Annotated in this window: 20 protein-coding genes; 6 read left to right on the top strand and 14 right to left on the bottom strand. The window is 39.4% G+C overall.

Annotated elements, in window-relative coordinates:
- Nucleotides 1-387: 387 nt before the first annotated feature.
- Nucleotides 388-2184, bottom strand: coding sequence for an acyl-CoA dehydrogenase C-terminal domain-containing protein (locus H4J52_RS15065; protein ID WP_182180943.1), 1797 nt, complete (start codon nt 2182-2184; stop codon nt 388-390).
- 471 nt (nt 2185-2655) lie between these two features.
- On the opposite strand from H4J52_RS15065, the gene H4J52_RS15060 reads away from it, so the two are divergent.
- From H4J52_RS15060 to H4J52_RS15035, 6 genes are all read left to right on the top strand, one after another.
- Nucleotides 2656-3318: a nitroreductase family protein gene (locus H4J52_RS15060; protein WP_182180944.1), complete on the top strand. Its 663-nt coding sequence runs from the start codon at nt 2656-2658 to the stop codon at nt 3316-3318.
- A 144-nt stretch (nt 3319-3462) separates the two neighbouring features.
- Entirely contained in the window at nt 3463-4356 is an 894-nt protein-coding gene (locus H4J52_RS15055; protein WP_182180945.1) for a bile acid:sodium symporter family protein, read from the top strand.
- A 110-nt stretch (nt 4357-4466) separates the two neighbouring features.
- Nucleotides 4467-5075: a glutathione S-transferase family protein gene (locus H4J52_RS15050; protein WP_182225070.1), complete on the top strand. Its 609-nt coding sequence runs from the start codon at nt 4467-4469 to the stop codon at nt 5073-5075.
- A gap of 39 nt (nt 5076-5114) precedes the next feature.
- On the top strand, nt 5115-5807 hold the full coding sequence (locus H4J52_RS15045) for a crotonase/enoyl-CoA hydratase family protein (protein WP_182180947.1): 693 nt from the start codon (nt 5115-5117) through the stop codon (nt 5805-5807).
- Nucleotides 5808-5881: 74 nt separating this feature from the next.
- Nucleotides 5882-6778 (top strand): alpha/beta hydrolase, encoded by an 897-nt coding sequence (locus H4J52_RS15040; RefSeq protein ID WP_182180948.1) that lies wholly within the window; start codon nt 5882-5884, stop codon nt 6776-6778.
- A 109-nt stretch (nt 6779-6887) separates the two neighbouring features.
- Nucleotides 6888-7673 carry an alpha/beta fold hydrolase gene (locus H4J52_RS15035; protein WP_182180949.1) on the top strand — a complete coding sequence of 262 codons (786 nt, stop codon included), beginning with the start codon at nt 6888-6890 and terminating at the stop codon, nt 7671-7673.
- A gap of 35 nt (nt 7674-7708) precedes the next feature.
- On the opposite strand, the gene H4J52_RS15030 is transcribed toward H4J52_RS15035, so the two are convergent.
- The 13 genes from H4J52_RS15030 to H4J52_RS14970 all read right to left on the bottom strand — a co-directional run bounded on the left by H4J52_RS15030 (nt 7709) and on the right by H4J52_RS14970 (nt 22422).
- On the bottom strand, nt 7709-8881 hold the full coding sequence (locus H4J52_RS15030; protein WP_182180950.1) for a VWA domain-containing protein: 1173 nt from the start codon (nt 8879-8881) through the stop codon (nt 7709-7711).
- 5 nt (nt 8882-8886) lie between these two features.
- Nucleotides 8887-9720, bottom strand: a complete 834-nt coding sequence (locus H4J52_RS15025) for a MoxR family ATPase (protein WP_182225068.1) — start codon at nt 9718-9720, stop codon at nt 8887-8889.
- A 232-nt stretch (nt 9721-9952) separates the two neighbouring features.
- Nucleotides 9953-10642, bottom strand: a complete 690-nt coding sequence (locus tag H4J52_RS15020) for a hypothetical protein (RefSeq protein WP_259367867.1) — start codon at nt 10640-10642, stop codon at nt 9953-9955.
- A 120-nt stretch (nt 10643-10762) separates the two neighbouring features.
- Nucleotides 10763-11821 (bottom strand): patatin-like phospholipase family protein, encoded by a 1059-nt coding sequence (locus H4J52_RS15015; RefSeq protein ID WP_182180952.1) that lies wholly within the window; start codon nt 11819-11821, stop codon nt 10763-10765.
- 228 nt (nt 11822-12049) lie between these two features.
- Nucleotides 12050-13174, bottom strand: coding sequence for a zinc-binding dehydrogenase (locus H4J52_RS15010; protein WP_182225066.1), 1125 nt, complete (start codon nt 13172-13174; stop codon nt 12050-12052).
- 106 nt (nt 13175-13280) lie between these two features.
- Nucleotides 13281-13706 carry a DoxX family protein gene (locus H4J52_RS15005; RefSeq protein ID WP_182225064.1) on the bottom strand — a complete coding sequence of 142 codons (426 nt, stop codon included), beginning with the start codon at nt 13704-13706 and terminating at the stop codon, nt 13281-13283.
- A gap of 151 nt (nt 13707-13857) precedes the next feature.
- Nucleotides 13858-15516, bottom strand: a complete 1659-nt coding sequence (locus H4J52_RS15000) for an AMP-binding protein (protein ID WP_182225062.1) — start codon at nt 15514-15516, stop codon at nt 13858-13860.
- A 200-nt stretch (nt 15517-15716) separates the two neighbouring features.
- The gene (locus tag H4J52_RS14995; protein ID WP_182180956.1) at nt 15717-16634 is read right to left on the bottom strand and encodes an SDR family NAD(P)-dependent oxidoreductase; all 918 of its coding nucleotides are present in this window, start codon (nt 16632-16634) and stop codon (nt 15717-15719) included.
- A 162-nt stretch (nt 16635-16796) separates the two neighbouring features.
- A complete protein-coding gene (locus tag H4J52_RS14990) occupies nt 16797-17258 on the bottom strand; it encodes a MaoC family dehydratase (protein ID WP_182223545.1) in 462 nt (153 codons plus the stop codon).
- 91 nt (nt 17259-17349) lie between these two features.
- Complete coding sequence (locus H4J52_RS14985) at nt 17350-19155, bottom strand: acyl-CoA dehydrogenase (protein ID WP_182225060.1); 1806 nt, start codon at nt 19153-19155, stop codon at nt 17350-17352.
- Nucleotides 19156-19263: 108 nt separating this feature from the next.
- Nucleotides 19264-20025, bottom strand: coding sequence for an SDR family NAD(P)-dependent oxidoreductase (locus H4J52_RS14980; RefSeq protein WP_182180959.1), 762 nt, complete (start codon nt 20023-20025; stop codon nt 19264-19266).
- A 94-nt stretch (nt 20026-20119) separates the two neighbouring features.
- Nucleotides 20120-21181 carry a phosphotransferase gene (locus H4J52_RS14975; protein WP_259367866.1) on the bottom strand — a complete coding sequence of 354 codons (1062 nt, stop codon included), beginning with the start codon at nt 21179-21181 and terminating at the stop codon, nt 20120-20122.
- Nucleotides 21182-21213: 32 nt separating this feature from the next.
- Nucleotides 21214-22422, bottom strand: coding sequence for an acyl-CoA dehydrogenase family protein (locus H4J52_RS14970; protein WP_182225058.1), 1209 nt, complete (start codon nt 22420-22422; stop codon nt 21214-21216).
- Nucleotides 22423-22497 lie beyond the last annotated feature (75 nt).

Here is a 22497-nt window from a genome sequence, read left to right as displayed (position 1 = left end):
AAGTCCTCAAGTATTATAATAATATGCTATGGTTACATCTCATTGATGCCCTTTTCATAACAGGTAATTAATTTATACTAATATTACAAAAAATCAAATGATTATATGTAGCTAGAGACTGCTGAATTACTTTATGATGACTTAAAACAACAAAGGTCATTAAAAATGTAGCAAAAAATTTAAATTTGCATGACTATGCCAGGAAGAACTCACTCTTTTTGATAAAGTATTAAGGATTGTTAGCAGAGCTTAACGATTTAACACATCACCTGATTTATTGACGATAATTAAACTGAATAAGTAGATAACTTAACGTTATCGGTTAAGTTATCTACTCTATACCCTAAAAAAGATTTTCTTAAGGTATTTAAATGAACTCAAAACTCATTAAAATACAAATTCTTCACTTGATAAAGCCATCATAGAATCTACGCCGCTTTCGATACAGGCAGCATGGCCCTGGGCACGAGGTAAAATACGTTGAAAGTAAAACGTTGCTGTTTTAATTTTAGCTTGATAAAAGGCTGCGTCTTCACCGCTGTCTTTTAGCTTATTTTGCGCAACAGAGGCCATTTTCGCCCAGAAAAATGCCAACGTAACATAGCCGGCAAACATTAAGTAATCAACGGAAGCACCACCAATTTCATCAGGATTCTTCATGGCTTTTTGCCCGACATCACCCGTGATCATCTGCCATTGCTTAGCGTATGCATTTAACGTATTTACATACTCAGTCATCGCTGGATTATCGGCATTATCTTTTGCAAACATAGCAACGTCGGTCATAAAGGGTTTTAAAATTTGACCTTTACTGCCTAAAATTTTACGGGCTAATAAATCTAACGCTTGGATACCCGTTGTACCTTCATAGATGCAACTAATTTTAGTGTCGCGTAGAAGTTGCTCCATACCCCACTCTTTTATAAAACCATGTCCACCAAATATTTGTACACCATGACTAGTACATTCAAAACCTAACTCCGTTAAAAATGCTTTTGCGATAGGTGTTAGTAAAGCCAACTTGTTCTCTGCATCTGCTTTAGTCTCAGCGTCTTCTGATGCGTGTGTTATATCAACTAATTGTGATAAATAGCTTATAAGTGCTCTACCACCCTCAGAAATAGACTTTTGGGTAAGTAGCATACGACGAACATCAGGATGAACAATGATAGGGTCTGCTGGTCCATCAGGGTTTTTCACGCCACTAATAGAACGCATTTGCAAACGGTCTTTCGCATAAGCTAATGAACCCTGAAATGACGCTTCAGCGGCGGCTGAGCCTTCCATTGCCACACCTAAGCGAGCAGCGTTCATGAAGGTAAACATGCAATGTAATCCGCGGTTCTCTTGACCAATTAAAAAACCTTTTGCGCTATCAAAATTAATAACACAAGTCGCATTAGCATTGATACCCATTTTATGTTCAATAGAACCACAACTCACCGCATTTCTGTCTGCTATCGAGCCATCGTCATTCACATTAAATTTTGGCACGATGAAGAGAGAAATACCTTTACTGCCTTCAGGTGCGCCTGGAAGTCTTGCAATAACAATATGAACAATATTATCTGACAAGTCATGCTCACCCGCTGAAATGAATATTTTTGTACCCGTAATAGCGTAACTGCCATCATCATTGAGTTCAGCTTTAGTGCGCAACATGCCTAAATCAGTACCACAATGTGATTCAGTTAAACACATGGTACCTGTCCAGCTACCCTCAACTAACTTAGGCATAAACTGCTGTTTTTGTTCACTGGTGCCATGAGCTTCAATAGTTGCTTGTGCTCCGTGACTTAAACCTGGGTACATGGCGAAACTATGATTTGCAGACGACATCATTTCACTAATAGACGCGTTAAGAGAATAAGGTAATCCTTGTCCACCAAACTCTTCACTTTGCGATAATGTTGGCCAACCGCCCTCAACATATTGTTGATAAGCCTCTTTAAAACCATCTGGGGTCGTTACTACGCCATCAGTCCACGTACAACCTTGTTGGTCGCCAATCTGATTTAAAGGGGCAATAACTTGTTCTGTAAACTTGGCAGCTTCTGTGATGATAGCATCGACCATATCTTCGCTGGCATCGTCGTAACCTAATTGCTTATAGTGTGTGTCGCAGTCTAATAACTCTTGCATTACAAACTTAATATCACGAACTGGGGCTTTATATTCAGGCATTCTATTGACTCCAAAAAATTCATTATTAAACGTTGATATGACTATTCAACATTATTACTTAACCAAGTGGTCATACCACTGATATTATCGACATGAAATAAATTAGTCAAATGAATTTAATTTATCTCTGACTATTCGATATCCGTATAGTAAAAATTAATACTTCTCTAGAACAATAGCTGAAAAATACCCGCCAACTATACGCATTATGAATAGGGCGTGATAATAATTATTCATTGGCTTTAGAAACATATCAGCCTTAGCATTCTTTCAGCGCTTAAATTGATTTTTACTCTATAACAGATATTATTTATACCTTCTTTTATAAGGAATGGATCACTTCCTTAAACGATTACTATAAGTGCAAGTTCTACTAGCGTTATAGCCAATAACAGATCCACAGAGATTTAGTCAGCCTCATATACTGCTTCACTTTATATGAGGAAAATTTTAAAGTATTAAGGAACATCAATGTCTTTGACCGCAATATTAGAAAAGCGCCATTCAGTGCGTGCTTTTTTGGATACACCTGTAAAGCAAGAACATTTAAATATTATTTTTGCCCAAGCACAAAGTGCGCCTTCAAATTGCAATGTACAACCTTGGCAAACTTGTGTGGTGTCAGGAGCGAAAAAAGAGTCACTTAAAGATGAGTTGACCACGACCGTCATGAGTGGAATGCCACCAAACCCTGATTTCAATTGGTTACCTAAATATGAAGGCATTCATAGAGACCGACAGTTTGGGTCAGCAAATGCACTTTATAGCGCAATTGGTGTTACCCGCGAAGACAAAAAAGGCCGCCAGATAGCCATGTTACGCAACTGGAGTTTTTTTAATGCCCCGCACGTTGCCTTTTTTACGATGGACAAGTATCTCGATATTATGGGCGCTGTTGACCTAGGTATCTATGCACAAACCCTGTCGTTAATTATGGCTGAACACGGTCTGTCTAATTGCATGCAAGGCGCACTAGGACAGTTTCCGGATCCCATCAAAAAAGCCTTGAATTTACCAGAACAACGCGGCATTTTGTTTGGTATGTCGTTTGGTTATGCAGATAAAAATGCGCCCGTAAACAAAACCTGTACTGACCGCGAAGATATTGCTAATGCTGTTAGCTTCTTTAAATAATGACGTAAAGATATACAACAATGAATCGTCGTCCACAATAAGTGGGTGAGTTATATCTAACAGCTTTATCCGTAGTTAACTATGTAAGAAAATAGTTTCATTTAGCCTTTACCCATCACATAACAACGTATACTGAGAGTTAATATGGAAGGTACTGAATTAGTTACACTTGTGAACACACAGGTTGTGCCTATTTGCATATTTTTAATTATGATGGGTATGGGGCTATCGCTTGTCCCCAATGACTTTAAACGTGTAGTTAATTACCCTAAAGCTGTTTCTATTGGCTTAATTAATCAGCTGATTTTATTACCGATTATTGGCTTTAGTTTGGCGCATTTTATGTCATTAGAGCCCGAATATGCGGTCGGCATTATGTTGTTAGTATTATGTCCTGGTGGCACAACGTCTAATATGTTTTCTCACTTGGCAAAAGGTGATGTCGCTCTTTCTGTCACCCTGACAGCCGTTGCTAGTGTTGTTACCGTTTTTAGCATACCTATTGTGTTAAATTTATCGTTAAGACATTTTATGGGAGCAGGCAGTGAGTTTGAGTTACCCATCATTAAAACCATGCTAAGTTTAATCGTTTTAACGATTTTTCCAATTACCATTGGTATGCTAATAAAAGCCCTTGCCCCAAAATTTGCTGACAGTACACAGGTTTATGTATCAAGATTTGGTATATTGTTTTTAACATTACTGCTGATTTTCTTAACCTATATTCAACAAGAAATTGTTGTTGAGGCATTTATCGCCGCGGGTCCCGTTTCGCTGATCCTCAATCTATTAACGATGGCACTAGGATATTACTCCAGTAAGTTTTTTAAATTAAGCCCCGCACAAACATCATCAATCACCCTTGAAGTAGGTTTGCAAAATAGCACTTTATCCATGTTTATGGCCTTAACGCTGTTAGCAAATTATAAAATGTCATTCGCTCCTGCGATTTATACGCTGGTTATGCTATTTACTGCCGGTATTCTTGTTAGGTTTTTACGTTCGAAATATCATCTGAGAGAGCAAAGCCTTAACTGAAAGTATGATAAAGTAGCATAATATCTCTTAAGGTAGAAAGTTAACCTTATGATTAAAGAACACTTATTCATTAACTTTATGCAAATGAATTAAAAAGGAAAAATGTAAACATGATTACTATTCATCATCTTAATAAATCACGATCTAAACGTGTTATTTGGTTGTTAGAAGAGCTTAAAATGCCTTATAACATTGTTGAGCATCAACGCGATCCGAGCACTAACTTAGCGCCGGAGAGTTTGAAATTAATTCATCCACTCGCAAAAGCGCCGATTATCGTTGATGGTGAGGTTACTTTATGTGAGTCGGGTGCGGTAATGGAATATATTCTCAACCATGCAACATCAACTAGCTTAAGACCCGCTATAGACAGCAGTGAATATTATCATTATTTAGAATGGTTGCATTTCGCCGAAGGATCGTTAAGTTTACCGGTAATAACAACATTGTTGATGTCAATGGAAACGCGCGATGCCGCCAAGCCCCTCGACGGTTATATTGCTAAAGAAAACCATCTTGATTTTTCATATATCGAAAATACTTTACGCTCAAGACGTTATTTTGCTGGTGATTCTTTTAGTGCTGCTGATATTATGATGGCTGTGATACTCGAGATTGCAGAAAGTCTTGGTTTATTAGAAAATAAAAACAACACTAAAGACTATCTCGTAAATATGAGACAAAGACCTGCTTATCAAAAAGCGGCACAATTTGGCTAAAAGCTAGTTTTATCAATGTAGACAACTATAGGAAAGAACATGGAATTAATCGATTTTGAACTCAATGAAAACATTGCAACGATCACCTTAAAAAATGGCAAGGTTAACGCGATTTCTCATCAAGTAATAACCGAAATAAATAGCGCACTAGATCAAGCTGAAGCAGCAAGTGCAGCGGTTATATTAACGAGTCAACCGGGGATATTCTCAGGTGGTTATGACTTAAAAACGATGAAAGAAAGTTCTGACTCAGCTGTCTCTTTGGTTACTGCTGGCTCAACACTTACTCGACGTATGTTGTCCTTTCCTTTTCCTATTATTGGTGCTTGTACTGGCCATGCTATCGCTAAAGGCGCCTTTTTATTACTCAGCTGTGATTATCGCATCGGCAGCATAGGATCATTTAAAATAGGACTTAACGAAGTGGCTATTGGTATGACGATGCACCAAGCCGGACTTGAGTTAGCACGAAATCGTGTGCCTATTAACTACTTAACTCGCTCGGTGATCAATGCTGAGTTATTTGATCCCCAAACAGCTGTCTTAGCGGGTTTTCTTGACACGCTAGTTGAACCTGAAGCATTAATGGCGACAGCAAAAGCCGCAGCGACTCAATTATTAACCCTTAACATGACAGCACACCATGGCACCAAGTTAAGAGAAAGAAAGCAAATATTAACCGCATTAGATGCTGCAATAGCGATAGATTCGACCATGACCCTCGATCTATAGTTAACATGGCACGCCAAAGCATAAATATAGCCATTAACAATAAGATTGTTCATTATTTTTTAGGTAGTTAACTGATGATAAAAAAAATAGCACTGTTCTTTGTCTTATTATTTTCCTGTGTTTACTTTGGCAGTGCCTGGTATTTTTCTTCGAAAATATTAATGCTACCGATCACCGAATGTACGCTCGCGCGTTTCTTCTATTGTGGCGAGCCAAGCGAGCAAGGTATTACCTTTAAAAATATTGTTTTCAAAACAAGTGACGGTTTAACTTTACCTGCTTGGTATATGCCTTCTAGTAATAAAAACGCCAAAAAAGCCATTTTATTAGTTCATGGCCGCACAGCAAATCGGACCGAAGGTATGCGATACGCTAAAGCTATTATCGCAGCCGGCTATAATCTCTTAGCCATTGACCTGCGTCATCCTCGCCAAGACCCTACGATTATTTCTACAATGGGTTATCACGAGAAAAAAGACGTGATTGCCGCTTTAGATTATTTAACGGTTGAGAAAAATATCGACTCGATTGGGGTCATGGGTTTTTCAATGGGCGCAGCAACTAGCATGATTGTGATGGCTAAAGATCCACGGATCAAAGCCGGAGTCTTTAGTGGTGGCTATGCTAATTCGATGGACGTACTCGCTGAACAGGCAAAAGTACTATACGGTTTGCCTCGCTATCCGTTGATGCCAATGGTGGCGAAATTTTTTGCCTGGCGTGGCGATTTAGATATTGATGAGATCAACCCTGAAAAATACATTGCGAAAATATCTCCCCGTCCTATCTATATCATGCACGGTACCGCTGATAAAACAGTAGGATTTAAACATGGTCAACGTTTATTTGCCGCAGCCAAAGCACCTAAACAGTTTTGGCAAGCTGAAAATGGTGAGCATACTAAGCTATGGCAACTCGACAATGAAAAAGCTGAAACGAGTGTGGTGAACTTTTTTGATCGCTACCTCTAACCGCATGACGGTGAAACACGTTTAGTTGACTCCTACTTGACCCTCTCAAGCTAAACACAACGGTCACTGTCTTTAACGTAATTATTTTATTAGGTGTTTATAAACTTATATGTCAAAACCTGTTATTAATTTTGTCCATGCAAATGGCTTCCCTGCTGGCAGTTATCGCACTTTCCTATCACTATTTTCAAACGATTATTCAACCATTGCCTTAGAGCAATATGGGCATGACGATAATTACCCTATCCATAACAACTGGCAATTTCTAGTGAATGAACTGGTCGACTTTGTTAAAAAACAAGAGCAAAAAGTTATCTGTATTGGCCACTCTTTTGGTGGTGTCATATCTTTTATGGCGGCGTGTCAGCATCCTGAACTCTTTCGTGGGGTAGTGATGTTAGACCCTCCAGTATTTTCTGGCCCCTTGTCTTGGTTTTTAAAAGTTGCTAAAAAAACGCCTTTTATTGATAAAATATCACCCGCGGGGCGTGCTAAAAACAGACAAAAACATTGGCCTTCAGAAACAAAGTTAGTTAATAATTTTGCCAATAAAAAGCTCTTTCGACATTTCGATCCACGGTGCTTACAAGATTATGTAAACAGCGCAGTCACGCTAAAAAATAAAAGATGGGAGTTAATGTTTTCTCCCGACGTCGAAGCGGACATATTTAGACACTTACCTTGTAATTTAACAACGTTTAAAAATAAGCTTACTGTGCCGTCTGCTTTGATATATGGCGAGAAAACAGATGTTTTACCGGTTAGTTATTTTAATCGCTTTGCTAAAATGAATGATATACCACTGACTCAAATAGCCAATGGCGGCCATATGTTTCCGCTTGAGCAACCAGAAAAAACAGCGGCAATCATAAATAACATCATACAAGACTGGTAACAGGCCGACTAAGCTAAGATTAAATCGGCAAAAACCTAGCTTAGCTCTTTAATCGCTCTTCCTATACCGTCCACGGTTAAAGGAAACATTTTCTCGTTGATTAAACGCCTGATCACTGAGATAGAATGATGATAATCCCAGTGGCTTTCTGGTTGTGGATTTAACCAAGCCACTTTATTAAAGTGCCCAACAATTCTTTGCATATAATCAATACCCGGTTTTTCATTCCAGTGTTCTACACTGCCACCAGGCGCAGTAATTTCATAAGGCCCCATTGTTGCATCGCCAACAAAAATAACTTTATAGTCAGCACCAAACGTTCTAATAATTTCTTCTAAATCGACCGTATCACTTCGTCTTCGACTATTATCTTTCCATAGCCTTTCGTACACACAGTTATGAAAATAGAAAAACTCAAGGTGTTTGAACTCAGTATGCGCGGCCGAAAATAACTCCTCACACGTATGAATGTATTCGTCCATAGAACCGCCGATATCAAAAAACATCAATACTTTAACAGCATTATGACGCTCTGCTTCCATATGCACATCAAGTAAACCGCCATTTTTTGCCGTAGCACTAATGGTGGTATTAATATCAAGCTTTTCACTCGCACCAGTTTTAGCAAATTTCCTGAGCTTTTTAAGCGCTAATTTTATATTTCGAGTACCGAGTTCTCGGTCTTGATCAAAATTTCTAAATTCTCGCTTATCCCAGACTTTAACCGCACTGTTATTTCGATTTTTATCTTGCCCAACTCTTATTCCTTCTGGGTTATAACCATAGGCGCCAAAAGGCGATGTTCCACCCGTACCCACCCATTTATTTCCCCCTGCATGACGTTTTTTTTGCTCTTCAAGACGTTCTTTTAGCGTTTTCATTAGTTCGTCTAAACCGCCTAATGCTGTTAACTTGTCTTTTTCTTCTTGGCTTAAGTTTTTTTCAAACTCTTTTCTTAGCCAGTCGTCAGGCAAGCTTTTATCGAAAATATCAATCGCTTGAATACCTTCAAAATATTCTGCAAAGGCACTATCAAATTTATCATAATGAATTTCATCTTTAACCATTACAATTTTCGCTAAGTGATAGAACTCTTCAATGTTCGCAAAAACCACACCTTTTTTTAATAGCGCAATAAGGTCTAATAACTCGCGCAAGCTGCAAGGAACTTTGTGTTTTCTTAGGGTTAAAAATAAATCTATAAACACGCTCTTTACCTGTTTCTACGACTGATAAAAGCAAGCTTTTCAAGCAAAGATACATCTTGTTCATTTTTTAACAGCGCGCCAAATAAAGGAATGATATCGGTCTTTTTATTGATCAATATATCTTGAGCTACATCGTCGGCTACCAGTAATTTCAACCAGTCAATCAATTCTGAGGTCGATGGCTTTTTCTTAATACCCTGTATATCTCTAAGATTAAAAAACACTTCTAAGGTATGTGCAAGTAGTTCTTTTTTTACATCAGGGTGATGAACAGCAATAATTTGCTCCATCTCTACCTTGGTCGGAAATTTAATATAATGAAAAAAACAACGCCTTAAAAATGCGTCTGGCAGCTCTTTTTCATTATTTGAGGTAATAATGATGATCGGACGTTGTTTCGCTTTAATGATTTGCTGAGTTTCATAAACATAAAACTCCATTTTATCTAATTCTTGCAGGAGATCATTAGGAAACTCTATATCCGCTTTGTCTATTTCATCAATCAATAAAATGGGACGTTGTTCTTCTTCAAACGCCTGCCAGAGTTTACCTTTTACAATATAATTTCCGATATCGTGCACACGTTTATCACCTAACTGGCTGTCTCGTAATCGTGATACTGCATCATATTCGTATAAGCCCTGCTGTGCTTTAGTCGTCGATTTAATATGCCATTGATATAATTTACAATGGAGAGATTTTGCTAATTCTTCGGCTAACTGAGTTTTACCTGTGCCAGGCTCTCCTTTAATCAACAGTGGTTTTTCTAGGGTAATTGCCGCGTTAACTGCTAAGCGAAGTTCGTCTGATGCAATATAATTTTCTGTACTGTTAAACATTTCATTACTCTCTTGGGCTTAAATATTTACTAATAAGTTATCGTCGCATAAATTATCATCTATGCGACTTTAATGGCAACGGGTATCCCGTTAAGTGCGGCGTGCCCGTTAGCTATCTAGGCAATTCGCGTCGGTTATCACCACTACAATGTCTACTTCGTCAACAATTGAGCTAACGATCACATACTGACCTTTAGTCATACCATGACTAAATGAAAGCCATGCGGTTACGTTAAAATGTATCTTCAAACCATTTTTTAGTTAAACCAATACTGACCATGCTCTTAAGTTTGAAAAGTGCCATCCAGTCGCCATCTTCAGGAACGGCATCTTCGCAGCGTGGGTCTGAACGCTGAAGTGCCCCCGTCATTTTATGATCAATAGGAATGGTTTCACAGCCATGGCCTGATTCACAAATGAAATCCCAAGGCTCACGAGCGGGTGCATGACATGAAAAACAATTACCACCGAAACGATTCACGACATCAACAAAACCACGTTTTCCTATGGTTGAACCCTCTTCATTTACTTCAAGTTCAAAGAACTCCCAATCTCCGGTTGCAGGAAAGGTGCCTTTTTCTCGCTTAACCATGGCTTCTGTGGGAACAAGTTGTACAACTGAGCCAACAGGATACTTAGCGCCTTCTGGTGCATTAGCGGCAGCCATAGTGCTTTGTATATCACCCAAAAGATTATCAACATAAAAATGCCTTACCGGTGACATTTTTCTTATACATTGAAAGCTATTTTCATCAACATTCACTTTCATAGATTCTGCAGCCTTATTGGCCACTTTACTGTCATGAGCACCGACGGCTACATTGACTTGAGGGGTATCTTCTGTTTCGGCATGAACAGATAACGAGACTAAAAAAATCAGCACTACACTGCGCATCAAAGTATGTAAAATTTTTGGGGACATATTTATTTCCATGTTAATTAAAGTGCTCGTTTAGGGGGTAACTTTATTCTTATTTGAGATACTTTTTTTAGTGCCCATTTAGCGGTTAATTTAAGTAGTAAATGGGCACTCATTTAAAAACTAAGCCAACAACTGCTTGATGTTTTTTATCTGGCTTATATCTTGATTTTGGTAAAACTGGTCGAACGATTCAGCGAGTTTTTCGCTGTCAGTCATCACTTGTTGCCAATATAACATGCGCTGCTCTCGCGTCATCACAACAAAGTCTTTTCTGTCAGGTATTTTATGATGAGGTAAGGCATCAATAAATTTTGCTGAAGGACAGATCAGCACCGTATTGTCATAATGCTTTAGCCTAACTTTTCTTGATAAATTTTTATCAAACCAACCCGCTTTAAGCGTTGAGCTAAAATGAGGATAAAGCGTTAACCCTAGATTCTTAATGGCAAAATCAAAGTGATAATCAACAATACCACCATCTCGATACATACCTTTAGGTGTGTTCTCAATATGGTTAATACCTTCCATTACCATAGGGATTGAACCTGAAGCGAGTAACGCGTTACGAATGTTTGCTATTGAAAATGAAACACGTGTGGTGGAAATTTTATCGGGATCATCGAGCTGCAGGTCGCTGTGGCTCGACTGAAAAATAAAACGCTCGTACTGGCTGTTTAATCGCGGGCGACTAATACGGTTATTCACATAACTTTTGGCTAGACCGATCCCTTGTAAAAGTTTATTTTTAGAGCCAACAAAACCATTACATTTAGCGACGATAAAATGTGCTTTAAAATGAAGATTATCAATTATTTCTTGTTCGCCCGTTTCACCAAAAACAGCGTCCATCATTGCTACGGCTTTTTGACTAACCTCTTCAGATTTAGCTTTATCCGTATAGGTGGTTTCATAATAATTTTTGGCTAAACGTTCTATCGCAGCAAGAGGATCTTTTTGCGCAAAACAGGCATTTCTAAATGCACCTACACTTGAACCAATAAGATTTAAGTCTTGTTCTTTATTGTTAAAAAATTCACTAAAGAGGTACTTATCTAAACCATATAAAGTAAACCATTTAGGGCCACCACTTGCCCCTAAAAAAGAGGTAAATAACTCAGGTGAAAATCCTTTTTCTTTAATCGTCTTTAAGGCTGATTCGCCAGCATAAATTTCTAACATATTGTGTAGCATCTTATTGAGTCATTTGCTTTTAGGTAATAATCACAACCATTATTATAAGGATAATGTAGGGTAAACGTTAGAAATAAATTAAACAAATGAATAGTACTTATGGCTCATTATTCTTTTAAAGAATACAAAGTAAGGGATCGCTGAGAAATATATAACAAGTAGGTCGAGAGAAATAAGGAAACTATAACAAGATAATTAGAGTTTCCTGCAACCAAGTTATAAGTTTTTATTGGGGTTAATCAAGTATTTTCCACCCGTTTTTTTCGCGTTGTATTGCAAAACAATTGCTGGGGTCATCGCTTGTTCAAAGCTTAGCTCTTCAGTAAAGGTACAGGCAAAGGTTGTGGTGATTTCATTAGCCACTTGTTGTTGTAACTTAACAATTTGCTGGGGTTGCAACTTAGCTAAAAATCTCATCAGTAACCAGCCGCCTATGCCCCACGTCATGCCATAAGCACGATTTAAAATACTTGGCGAGAAGTCTAAACCGCCATAAATATAAACTTGTTTGTTAGATTCAGAGCCATAAGTATTAAAACCTACCGCGTCTTTACTACCTGATTGTTCCATCGCGGTAAGAATATCGCTGACAATCTCGCCGCCGCCAATAGCATCAAAAGCTAGAGTTGCCCCTGTTTCGTTAATCGCTTGATAAAGATCCGCTTTGAAGGTTTTACTTGAAGAGTCGCAAATATAGGTCGCGCCAATCTCTTTAAGTATCTCGGCCTGTTGCTGATTTCTAACAATATTAACCAGTGATATGTCTTGTGCGAGACAAATTTTATTCAGCATTTGCCCTAAACTCGATGCTGCCGCTGTATGCACTAAGGCTGTATGACCTTCCATACGCATGGTTTCTACCATACCTAATGCGGTCAAAGGGTTTACAAATGAAGACGCAGCATTAATCGCAGACGTACTCTCTTTGTGCACAATACACGCTTGTACTGGTACGCAACAATATTGAGCATAGGTGCCCCCCGTCAATATGGCGACTGTTTTTCCCATTAACGATTGTGCAGCCTCACTGTCACCAGCAGCTATCACAGTACCCGCACCTTCATTACCAATAGGTAGCACTTGGTCTAAACGTGATTTAATACGTGGTAAAATACCTTTATGTACCGGCGCACTAAATGTTGATTTATCTTCGCTAAGTACTGCTTCCGCCAAATTAGCCGGACCAAACATTGGCCACATATCTGATGGATTAATAGGAGCAGCTTCAATGCGAACAATGACTTCATGTGCTTTAGGTTGAGGTACATCGACGGTCTTTAAAGATATTTCAAGTTGTCCCTCATTAGAAATAAGGGTAAATAGTTGTTTTGACGTTTTCATTATCGCGTGCTCTCCATCTGTGATCGTTTTTATGATTATCGTTTATAGCGCTAATTTCATTGGCCCTACAGGGCTAAAGTTAGCAATACGGACATAGGTTAATGGCTTAATGCCCATCACTTTGAATAACGTTATGTTGGTCGATACTATATTTGCCCGTACCTAACCCCGTGATCATTAATAAACCTGCCATAATACCCATATTTTTGAATAGATTTTGCAATTCATGACTACGTGCTAAACCTTCTTCCATTACCCAAAAGTTATGCATATATAAGCTAATGACCAAGGTTAGACCTGCTAATATAAACGCCGCTATTTTTCCTTTGAATCCAACAATAATCGCAGCACCTGCAACCAATTGAATGATAATAGTCACCACTAATAATACTGAGATCATGGGAACATTATGCTGTTCCATATAGGTCATTGTGCCGTCAAATTTGTTGATTTTACTAACAGCAGGAAGAATGAAATAGCTTCCCATTAAAAAACGGCCCAGCAAAAGGCAGCTATTTTCAATAATACTCAAGAGTAAATCCTTTTTATGTATCAACCGGTGTTAACTTGCTATCAATTTTTAAGGCGATTGGCCTCAACGTTTGATTGAGGCCACACTAACATACCTTTATGACTTATTTATAGCCCGCGTAAGTGAGCAATTTACGTTACTGAGCTTTCGTTTATGTACGTAGCGCTTTGCGTAATACTTTACCGACATTGGTCTTTGGTAGCTCATCAATAAATTCCACCAATTTAGGCCGTTTATAGTTTGTCAACTGTTCATGACAATGGTCTAGAATATCTTGTTCAACTAATTCCGGGTCTTTACGTACAATGAAAACTTTGACCGCCTCACCCGTTGATTCATGAGGTACACCAATAGCAGCGGCTTCAAGTACCCCACCATGCATAACAAGCACTTCTTCAATTTCATTGGGAAAGACATTAAAACCAGAAACAATAATCATATCTTTCTTGCGATCAACAATTTTAAAAAAGCCATTCACATCCATCGTGGCAATATCACCCGTGGCTAACCACCCATCTTTTAAGACTTCATCCGTTGCCTCTTGACGGTTGTAATAACCTGCCATTACTTGTGGGCCTTTGACCCACATTTCACCCGGCTCACCAAGTGCAACTTCTTTGCCGTTATCATCCATTAGGCGAATATCGGTAGAAGAAACAGGCACACCAATTGACCCATTAAAGCTTGCTTGGTTATAAGGGCTCATGGTCACTAAAGGTGCACATTCTGTCAGGCCATAACCTTCTAGTAAGCGGGTTTTTGTGACCTTCTCCCAAAGCTCTGCAACCGGCCGCTGTACAGACATGCCACCGCCAAAACCAAGCTTTAAAGGTGTGAAATCTAGTTGGTCAAATCCTGGGGTATGCAATAACGCATTGAATAAGGTATTTACACCGGTGATTACTGTAAAAGGATATTTAGCCAGCTCTTTAACAAACCCCGCCATATCTCTGGGGTTGGTAATTAAAAGATTAGTACCACCAAAGGGCAAAAAACATAAACAATTAGAGGTTAGCGCATAGACATGATAAAGCGGCAGCGCGGTAACCATGAATTCTTGACCAACATCATAGACATTCTTGGTTGCTGCATTAGATTGTTCAAGGTTAGCGACCATATTACGGTGCGTTAACATGACCCCTTTTGATGGCCCCGTGGTACCGCCAGTATATTGCAAAAAGGCCAGATCAGCTCCGGTAACCTCGACCGGAGTAAAACTTAACCTAGCACCTGTTTCCATCGCTTTATTAAAACTGACGGCTTGAGGAAAATTAAAACTTGGCACCTGTTTTTTTACATACCTAAGTACACTATTTACCAGTAAGCCTTTTACTTTTCCTAATCGGTCGCCCACACCAGTAATGACAATATGTTCAACATCTGTTTTATCAATAACCGCTTCAAGTACATGGGCAAAATTTTCAAGGATAAGAATACCCTTTGTACCTGAGTCTTTTAGTTGATGTTGTAATTCTCGGGGTGTATATAACGGGTTAACGTTAACGACGGTTAAACCTGCCATTAACGCACCAAATAAGGCGACAGGATATTGTAAAAGATTAGGGATCATGATGGCAAATTTATCACCTTTAACTAATCCTAAGTCTCGCTGTAAATAGGCAGCAAAGTCTTTAGCTTGCTCACCCAGTTCTTGATAAGTAATACTCGCGCCCATATTAATAAACGCGGTATTATCTTGATATAGCTTAGTATATTTAGTAAATAAGCCAGCTAAAGAACTATATTTATCTGGATTTATTTCAAAATCAACACCGCTTGGATAACTCTTTTCAAGCCAAATTTTTTCCATTATTTTCGTCTCCCCAATCACTTATTTTATGCATGACATTATTATTATAGTTATGCCACGTTAAATGTTTTATTTTAAATCGTTAAAGCCCCTACGGTAAATTTTACCCATTGGAGTTCGGGCGGTAGATACTATTACGGCTTCTCTCATCGATGTTCCTTATTCGTTATTATTTATTAATCGCGCTTTAATCATGGCTATTACTGCTGTGATTGCATATATGCCATCGCTTTACTGACAAATTTCTCACCCTGTTTAGCACCACAGGTTAAGGCAACTTGGTCTGTTTGACGGCTAAGCTCGCTCCAACATTCACGCACTTTTTCGGGGCTTTGACTGTTTTGTGGAATAAAACAGCCATCGGTTTCAAACATACTGGCACTTGAATATCCCCCCGCTCCCGCACATAAAATAAAGCGATTAGGCGCATCATTATCACACAGTGTCAGCATGCCAGCGGTTACGGCTTCTGGGGCAAAGGCTTTGACAATATTTTCTGGCATTAAATCTTCGGTCATTCGTGTCCCCGCTGTGGGTGCAAGTGCATTAATACGAATATTATTTTTAGCACCTTCAATGACTAACGTATTCATTAGCCCTAGAACCGCCATTTTAGCTGCACCATAATTTGACTGACCAAAGTTGCCGTACATACCACTTGATGAGGTAGTCATCACAATGCGCCCATAGTTTTGTTCGCGCATGATATCCCAAACAGCTTTAGTACAATTAACGGACCCCATCACATGCACATCCATAACAACTTTAAAGTCATCTAAGGTCATTTTTGTGAATGATTTGTCGCGTAGAATACCCGCGTTATTAATGAGAATATCAACACGTCCCCATTTATCCATAGCTTGTTTAACCATATCTTGTACTTCATCAAAGTTGGCAACATTGGCGCCATGGCTTATCGCTTCACCGCCATTGTCTTCAATTAAACGCACTACATCTTGTGAGGCTTGTGAAGAAGCGCCGCGACCATCTCGGGCGCCACCTAAATCATTGACGACAACTTTAGCGCCACGTGCAGCAAGCGCTAAGGCATGCGAACGACCTAATCCATTACCTGCGCCTGTAACAATAGCGACTTTACCTACAAAACTGATTGTCATAATATTTCCTTAATCGATTTTCTAATGATTCTATTCACGTTAACCTCAGCAATAAAGGCTTAAATCTGTAAATTAGCTTTTAAAAATATAAAGTGCATAATTTATAAAACTAGATGATCATTTTTAATTTATTAGCACGCATAAACTCGCTAAGTTGCGTTGTTATTTAACCATTTGTACTGAAACCCACTCAGCAACCAAAGCGGGTGTATCACCACCTTCAATCTCAACCGTGACTTCTGTACATAAGCGGTATTGACCGAGCTTTTTTTCGTCAATCGCCAACGTTTTTGCATGTGCACGAATACGGCTATTAACATGAACCGGCTGTAAAAATCTCACTTTGTCAAAACCCGCATTTAAGCCCATATAAAAGCCATCAATAATCACGCTAAAATCTTTGGCAAAATAAGACAACATCGATAAGGATAAAAACCCGTGCGCTATCGTAGTGCCAAACGGTGTTGCTTTAGCCTTCACTTCGTCAACATGGATAAACTGATGGTCAAGTGTACAATCTGCAAATAGATTAATTTGCGCTTGGTCAATGGTATGCCAAGGCGTAGGTGCGGCTTGATAACCAATGTACTGTGCTAATTCATCTTTTTTAATTATTGTTGGCATAAGCTATCTCTTTATTATTATTTCTATTAGGGGGCTTACCATTAAGTGTTTTTTTCATAGACTTATGACTTTTTCACCTAATTAAAGTGCTTTAAAACCATGCGGTTTTCATCTCATAGGTACTGTTGTCGGTGTTGAGTAAAAGCGCTGCCCATAACGATATTTGTGGCAATTCAAAGCGATAAAAATACTGAAGCGTTTGCAGTTTCCCTTGATAAAAACAAGCCTCATCTTGATGAGGCTTTAATTCAAGACCTTTAGTAGCAACAAGGCCTTGTTTAAGCCATAACCAGGCAATAATAACGTGACCAAATAACTCTAAATATTTAACAGAATTAGCTAATGCTAAATCTATATTTTTAGTCGTCATCGCGGCCAACACCGCTTCAGTGGTCTGTTGTAACGTAGCCACCGCTTCACTTAGTTGCTGAGTAAACTCTGATAAGCTTTCATACTGTCTAGCTTGTTCGATGGTTTTACGTATTTCAGCTAGGGTGGCTAAGTATCCAGCCATGTTGTTCATCGGTACTTTGCGCGTTAATAAGTCTAATGACTGAATTCCCGTTGTACCTTCATGAATCGTGTTTAAACGATTATCACGGTAAAATAATTCAACGGGGTGCTCGTTAATATAACCATGTCCGCCTAATACTTGAATGGCTAAATCGTTGGCTTTAGTGCCATATTCTGAAGGCCAAGTTTTAATAATGGGGGTAAGGAAGTCGAGTAATAAGTGGGCGTGTTCTTTAGCGGCAACACTCGGTGCTGTTTTTTCGTCGTCACTTAATTGTGTGCCGTAAAGCACTAACGAAAACGCACCTTCTGCATATGCTTTTTGTGCTAATAACATACGGCGAACATCGGCGTGCTCTATGATATTAACCATAGGAGAAAGCGGGTCTTTGCATGAAGGCAAACGACCTTGTGGTCTGTTTTTTGCGTACGCTAATGAGTACAGATAACCCGCTATACCGATAGCAGCAGCGCTTGTACCAACCATAATGCGGGCTTCATTCATCATATGAAACATGTATTTTAGCCCTTGGTTTTCTTCACCAACCAAGTAACCAACAGCGCCATTTTTTTCACCAAAACTTAACGAAGTAGACGTTTGTGCTCGACCCCCCATTTTGTGAAATAACCCTGACAAGGCAACTTCATTGTCTGCACCGATTGAGCCATCATCATTCACTAAGAATTTAGGCACAACAAAGAGTGAGATGCCCCTGATACCTTTTGGCGCCCCAGCTAATCGAGCCAGCACTAAATGTACAATATTTTCGCTTAGGTTATGATCGCCACCCGAGATGTAGATTTTATTACCACTGATACGATAACTGCCGTCTGCTGCCTTGGTCGCTTTGGTAATTAAATCACCTAAGCCTGAACCACTGCCCGGCTCTGTCATGGCCATCGTACCCATAAAACGTCCAGCACGCATAGGCTTCACCCATTTTTCAATCAGTGCGTCACTGCCATGTGCTTCAAGTAAATTAGCATTAGCGGTGGTTAACATGTTGTAGCCCAAACCAACACCACCCGCGACAGTCAAATATGAACTGGCAATACTTGCGATGATTGGCGGAAGCTGCATACCATTAGTGTTGTAATTAGCGGTGGCTGAGGGTAGACCTGAAGCAATAACGGCATCAATAGCGGGTTTAAGTTCAGGGATTAAATGTACGTTTTTACCATCAAAAGTAGGCTGATGCGTATCAAGTTTTTGACGAATAGGTAAGAAGTGTTTTTCTGCTATTGTTTTAGCCGTGGCAATAACATCATTAAATGTTTGACGATCATGGTCTTGATATCGTTCTCTTTTTAATAGTGATTCACTATCAAAAAATTCATAAAGCATGAATTCGATATCACGTGCATTCATTAATTCATTGAGCATACTGTTCTCTTCTTATTCTGGTATCAAAACATAAAATCAAAGGCTAGATTAAAAGTAGTATTAAAATAAAGGTAAACAAAAACAGTGATTTGAGCTTACCTTTAAGGCTTACTGCGCAGATACGCCGCCATCTATCGCGATGCATTGCCCGGTCATATAAGTATTAGCAGGCGACAACATCATCAGCATTACCGCAACCACTTCTTTAGGTTCAGCGAGACGTTTCATCGGCGCACCTAAGCTCATTTTGCTTTGCATATTTTCATCAGCCATATCTGTTACCATTTGCGTTAAGGTAAAAAATGGGCAAATGGCATTGATGCGTATATTATGACGACCGTATTCAACAGCGCCTGTTTTGGTTAGACCAATCACAGCATGTTTCGCCATAGAATAAGCGCCTACCTTTGCCGCGCCGCCAAGCCCGGCCATTGAGCTAACATTCAAAATAGCGCCGCCTTGTTGTTTTAACATTTGTTGAATTTGATGACTCATACCAAACTGAACACCTTTAACATTTACCGCAAATTGTTTATCCATGAGCGCTTCGTCAATCTCGTGTAACGCATGGAACTCATGGGCAATACCCGCGTTGTTGACACCAATATCAACACGACCAAAATGTTCAATGGCGGCATCAACCATCGCTTTACAGTCTTCATTTTTAGCAACATTGCATTTTAATGCGATAACGTGTGCCCCAGTTGCCGCAATTTCATCCGCAACGCTATGAACACCGGCTTCGTTAATATCACTGATCACTAACTTAGCACCACGTTTAGCCAGTTCTTCAGCCAATAATTTGCCAAATCCTTGAGCTGCACCGGTAATAACCGCTACTTTTCCAGTAAAATCTAATAATGGATCCATGTTTTTTTCCTCACAGTAAAATATTGCCTGACCGTTGTTTGGGTCTGTTGCTCAAGCTTGCGTTTATGCCTATTTTTATATTCATCTTTAATTATTATTGCGCCTGACTCTCTTGCTCAATGATCTGTAATGCCATTTGAGCTAAAGGCTCGACAAACTTACCGATTTTATTAGCATTTTCGTTCGATGCATTCCCTTGGGAAGCTCTCTTAGCAACACCTTGCACAATAGCGGCTAACCTAAAAAAGCTAAACGCGAGATAAAAGGTCCAGTTGTCTATTTTTTCAATGCCCATGCGCTGACAATAAGTAGCCACATATTCGGCTTCGCTGGGTATACCTAAACGTGTTCTATCAACGCCTTTTAGTCCATCTATACTGCCCATGCCTTGTGGCATTCTTAACCCCATACATTGATAGGCTAGATCAGAATACGGATGCCCTAAGGTAGAGAGCTCCCAGTCAAGAATGGCGATAATTTCAGGCTTATTTTTGGCAAACATCATGTTGTCTAATCGAAAGTCACCATGTACCAGGCAAACTTTGCCGTCATCTTGGGGTAAGTTAACCTCAAGCCATCGACTTAAATTATCCATAGCATCTATTTTTTGTAGTTCTGAAGCGCGATACTGTGAAGACCAACGACCATATTGACGTTCAAAGTAATTACCTGCTTTTCCATATTCGCTTAGCCCTATGTTGTCAACATTCACGCGATGTAAAGCCACTAAAGCATAATTCATTGCATCATACATTTGGCTACGCTCTGTATTGGTGGGTATCTCAGCTAACGAGGCACTCCAATAAACGCTGCCATCACAAAATTCCATGATATAAAACATTGAACCAATAATGCTTGTGTCTTCACAAAGTTGATAGACCTGAGCCACAGGCACATTAGAATCTTTTAGCGCTGCAAGGACCTTATATTCACGGTCAACCGCATGAGCTGATTTGAGTAATTTCCCTGGTGGTTGGCTGCGTAAAACATAAGTTCCTGACTTCGCCATTACTTTATAGGTAGGGTTAGATTGTCCACCTGAAAATTTGTCGAGTGTTATCGGCCCAACAAAACCTTCAAGATGGCATTCAAGGTACGAGGTGAGTTTTTCAACATCAAAAGGAGCTATTGCCGCCATGTATTTATTCTCTTTCATATGTAAGACTTTTATTTTAAACAACGATATAATTACGTAGATTTTTTGACTAAGTCTCGGCCTAACTGCATCATGTGAACTTGATCAGGACCATCCGCTAAACGCAAGGTTCGCTGTCCCGCATAAGCATGGGCTAAAAATGTATCTTGGCTAACCCCCACTGCACCATGGCATTGAATGGCACGGTCAATAACATCAAGTGACATATTTGGCGCCACTATTTTTATCATGGCAATAATATCTTTCGCCGCTTTATTGCCTTCAAGATCCATTTTTTGAGCCGCTTTTAACGTCATCAAACGGGCTTGTTCAATTTGACACGCTGAAATAGCAATGTCTTCACGTATAGATTGTTGTTTGATCATCGGGCGACCAAAAACAATACGTTCATTGACACGTTTACACATTAAATCAAGGGCGCGTTGAGCAACACCAATCGATCGCATACAATGGTGAATGCGACCCGGACCTAAGCGACCTTGAGCTATTTCAAACCCTTTACCCTCAGCAACAATAATGTTTTCAACGGGAACGCGAACATTTTCGAAAATAATTTCCGCATGCCCTTCGGGAGAATCATCATAACCAAACACCTTCATTGGTCGTACCATCGTAACTCCAGGGGTTTTCATCGGCACGAGTACTTGAGATTGTTGAATATAACGATTGTCATTATCAGGATCTGTTTTACCCATAACAATCATAATTTCACACTGCTTACGGCAAGCGCCACTGATGTAAAACTTTTTACCATTGATGACATATTCATCACCGTCACGGTCGATGCGTAATTCAATATTGGTGGCATCACTCGATGCTACTTCAGGCTCTGTCATCGCAAAAGCTGAACGAATCTTCCCTTTTAGCAAGGGCTCTAGCCATTGTTTTTTTTGTGCTTCACTACCATATTTGGCGAGAACTTCCATATTACCGGTATCAGGTGCCGCACAATTAAAGACTTCTGGCGCCCACATCACTTTACCCATAATTTCAGCTAAAGGTGCATATTCTAAGTTAGTTAATCCGGCACTGTATTTGCCATAACTTAGCGGTAAGAATAAATTCCACAGCCCTTGTGCTTTAGCCTTCGCTTTTAGTGTTTCCATTAACGGCGGCGTTGACCAAGGTGCTTGCGCAACTTGTTCATGCATTTCCTGTTCAGCAGGATAAACATAGGTGTCCATAAATAAGTTTACACGCTTGATTAACGCCTTAACTTTGTCACTGTATTCGAAATCCATGAGAGATCCTTTTAGTTTAATAACGCCCGTTGAACATGCGCTAGTGATTAATACGCTGTGGTAATAACATTTTGA

The organism is Colwellia sp. MB02u-14, from assembly GCF_014076915.1.
Lineage (GTDB): Bacteria > Pseudomonadota > Gammaproteobacteria > Enterobacterales > Alteromonadaceae > Colwellia_A.
This window is presented reverse-complemented; position numbering and strand designations above follow the sequence as displayed.

What these genes read in the sequence shown, in the direction of transcription:
- H4J52_RS14970 (WP_182225058.1), bottom strand. Translation starts at nt 22,422, where the DNA reads ATGGATTTCGAATACAGTGACAAAGTTAAGGCGTTAATCAAGCGTGTA.
- H4J52_RS15060 (WP_182180944.1), top strand. Translation starts at nt 2,656, where the DNA reads ATGTCTTTGACCGCAATATTAGAAAAGCGCCATTCAGTGCGTGCTTTT.
- H4J52_RS15035 (WP_182180949.1), top strand. Translation starts at nt 6,888, where the DNA reads ATGTCAAAACCTGTTATTAATTTTGTCCATGCAAATGGCTTCCCTGCT.
- H4J52_RS15015 (WP_182180952.1), bottom strand. Translation starts at nt 11,821, where the DNA reads ATGTTAGAAATTTATGCTGGCGAATCAGCCTTAAAGACGATTAAAGAA.
- H4J52_RS14980 (WP_182180959.1), bottom strand. Translation starts at nt 20,025, where the DNA reads ATGGATCCATTATTAGATTTTACTGGAAAAGTAGCGGTTATTACCGGT.
- H4J52_RS15020 (WP_259367867.1), bottom strand. Translation starts at nt 10,642, where the DNA reads ATGTCCCCAAAAATTTTACATACTTTGATGCGCAGTGTAGTGCTGATT.
- H4J52_RS14985 (WP_182225060.1), bottom strand. Translation starts at nt 19,155, where the DNA reads ATGCTCAATGAATTAATGAATGCACGTGATATCGAATTCATGCTTTAT.
- H4J52_RS14990 (WP_182223545.1), bottom strand. Translation starts at nt 17,258, where the DNA reads ATGCCAACAATAATTAAAAAAGATGAATTAGCACAGTACATTGGTTAT.
- H4J52_RS15045 (WP_182180947.1), top strand. Translation starts at nt 5,115, where the DNA reads ATGGAATTAATCGATTTTGAACTCAATGAAAACATTGCAACGATCACC.
- H4J52_RS15065 (WP_182180943.1), bottom strand. Translation starts at nt 2,184, where the DNA reads ATGCCTGAATATAAAGCCCCAGTTCGTGATATTAAGTTTGTAATGCAA.
- H4J52_RS14995 (WP_182180956.1), bottom strand. Translation starts at nt 16,634, where the DNA reads ATGACAATCAGTTTTGTAGGTAAAGTCGCTATTGTTACAGGCGCAGGT.
- H4J52_RS15055 (WP_182180945.1), top strand. Translation starts at nt 3,463, where the DNA reads ATGGAAGGTACTGAATTAGTTACACTTGTGAACACACAGGTTGTGCCT.
- H4J52_RS14975 (WP_259367866.1), bottom strand. Translation starts at nt 21,181, where the DNA reads ATGAAAGAGAATAAATACATGGCGGCAATAGCTCCTTTTGATGTTGAA.
- H4J52_RS15040 (WP_182180948.1), top strand. Translation starts at nt 5,882, where the DNA reads ATGATAAAAAAAATAGCACTGTTCTTTGTCTTATTATTTTCCTGTGTT.
- H4J52_RS15010 (WP_182225066.1), bottom strand. Translation starts at nt 13,174, where the DNA reads ATGAAAACGTCAAAACAACTATTTACCCTTATTTCTAATGAGGGACAA.
- H4J52_RS15000 (WP_182225062.1), bottom strand. Translation starts at nt 15,516, where the DNA reads ATGGAAAAAATTTGGCTTGAAAAGAGTTATCCAAGCGGTGTTGATTTT.
- H4J52_RS15050 (WP_182225070.1), top strand. Translation starts at nt 4,467, where the DNA reads ATGATTACTATTCATCATCTTAATAAATCACGATCTAAACGTGTTATT.
- H4J52_RS15025 (WP_182225068.1), bottom strand. Translation starts at nt 9,720, where the DNA reads ATGTTTAACAGTACAGAAAATTATATTGCATCAGACGAACTTCGCTTA.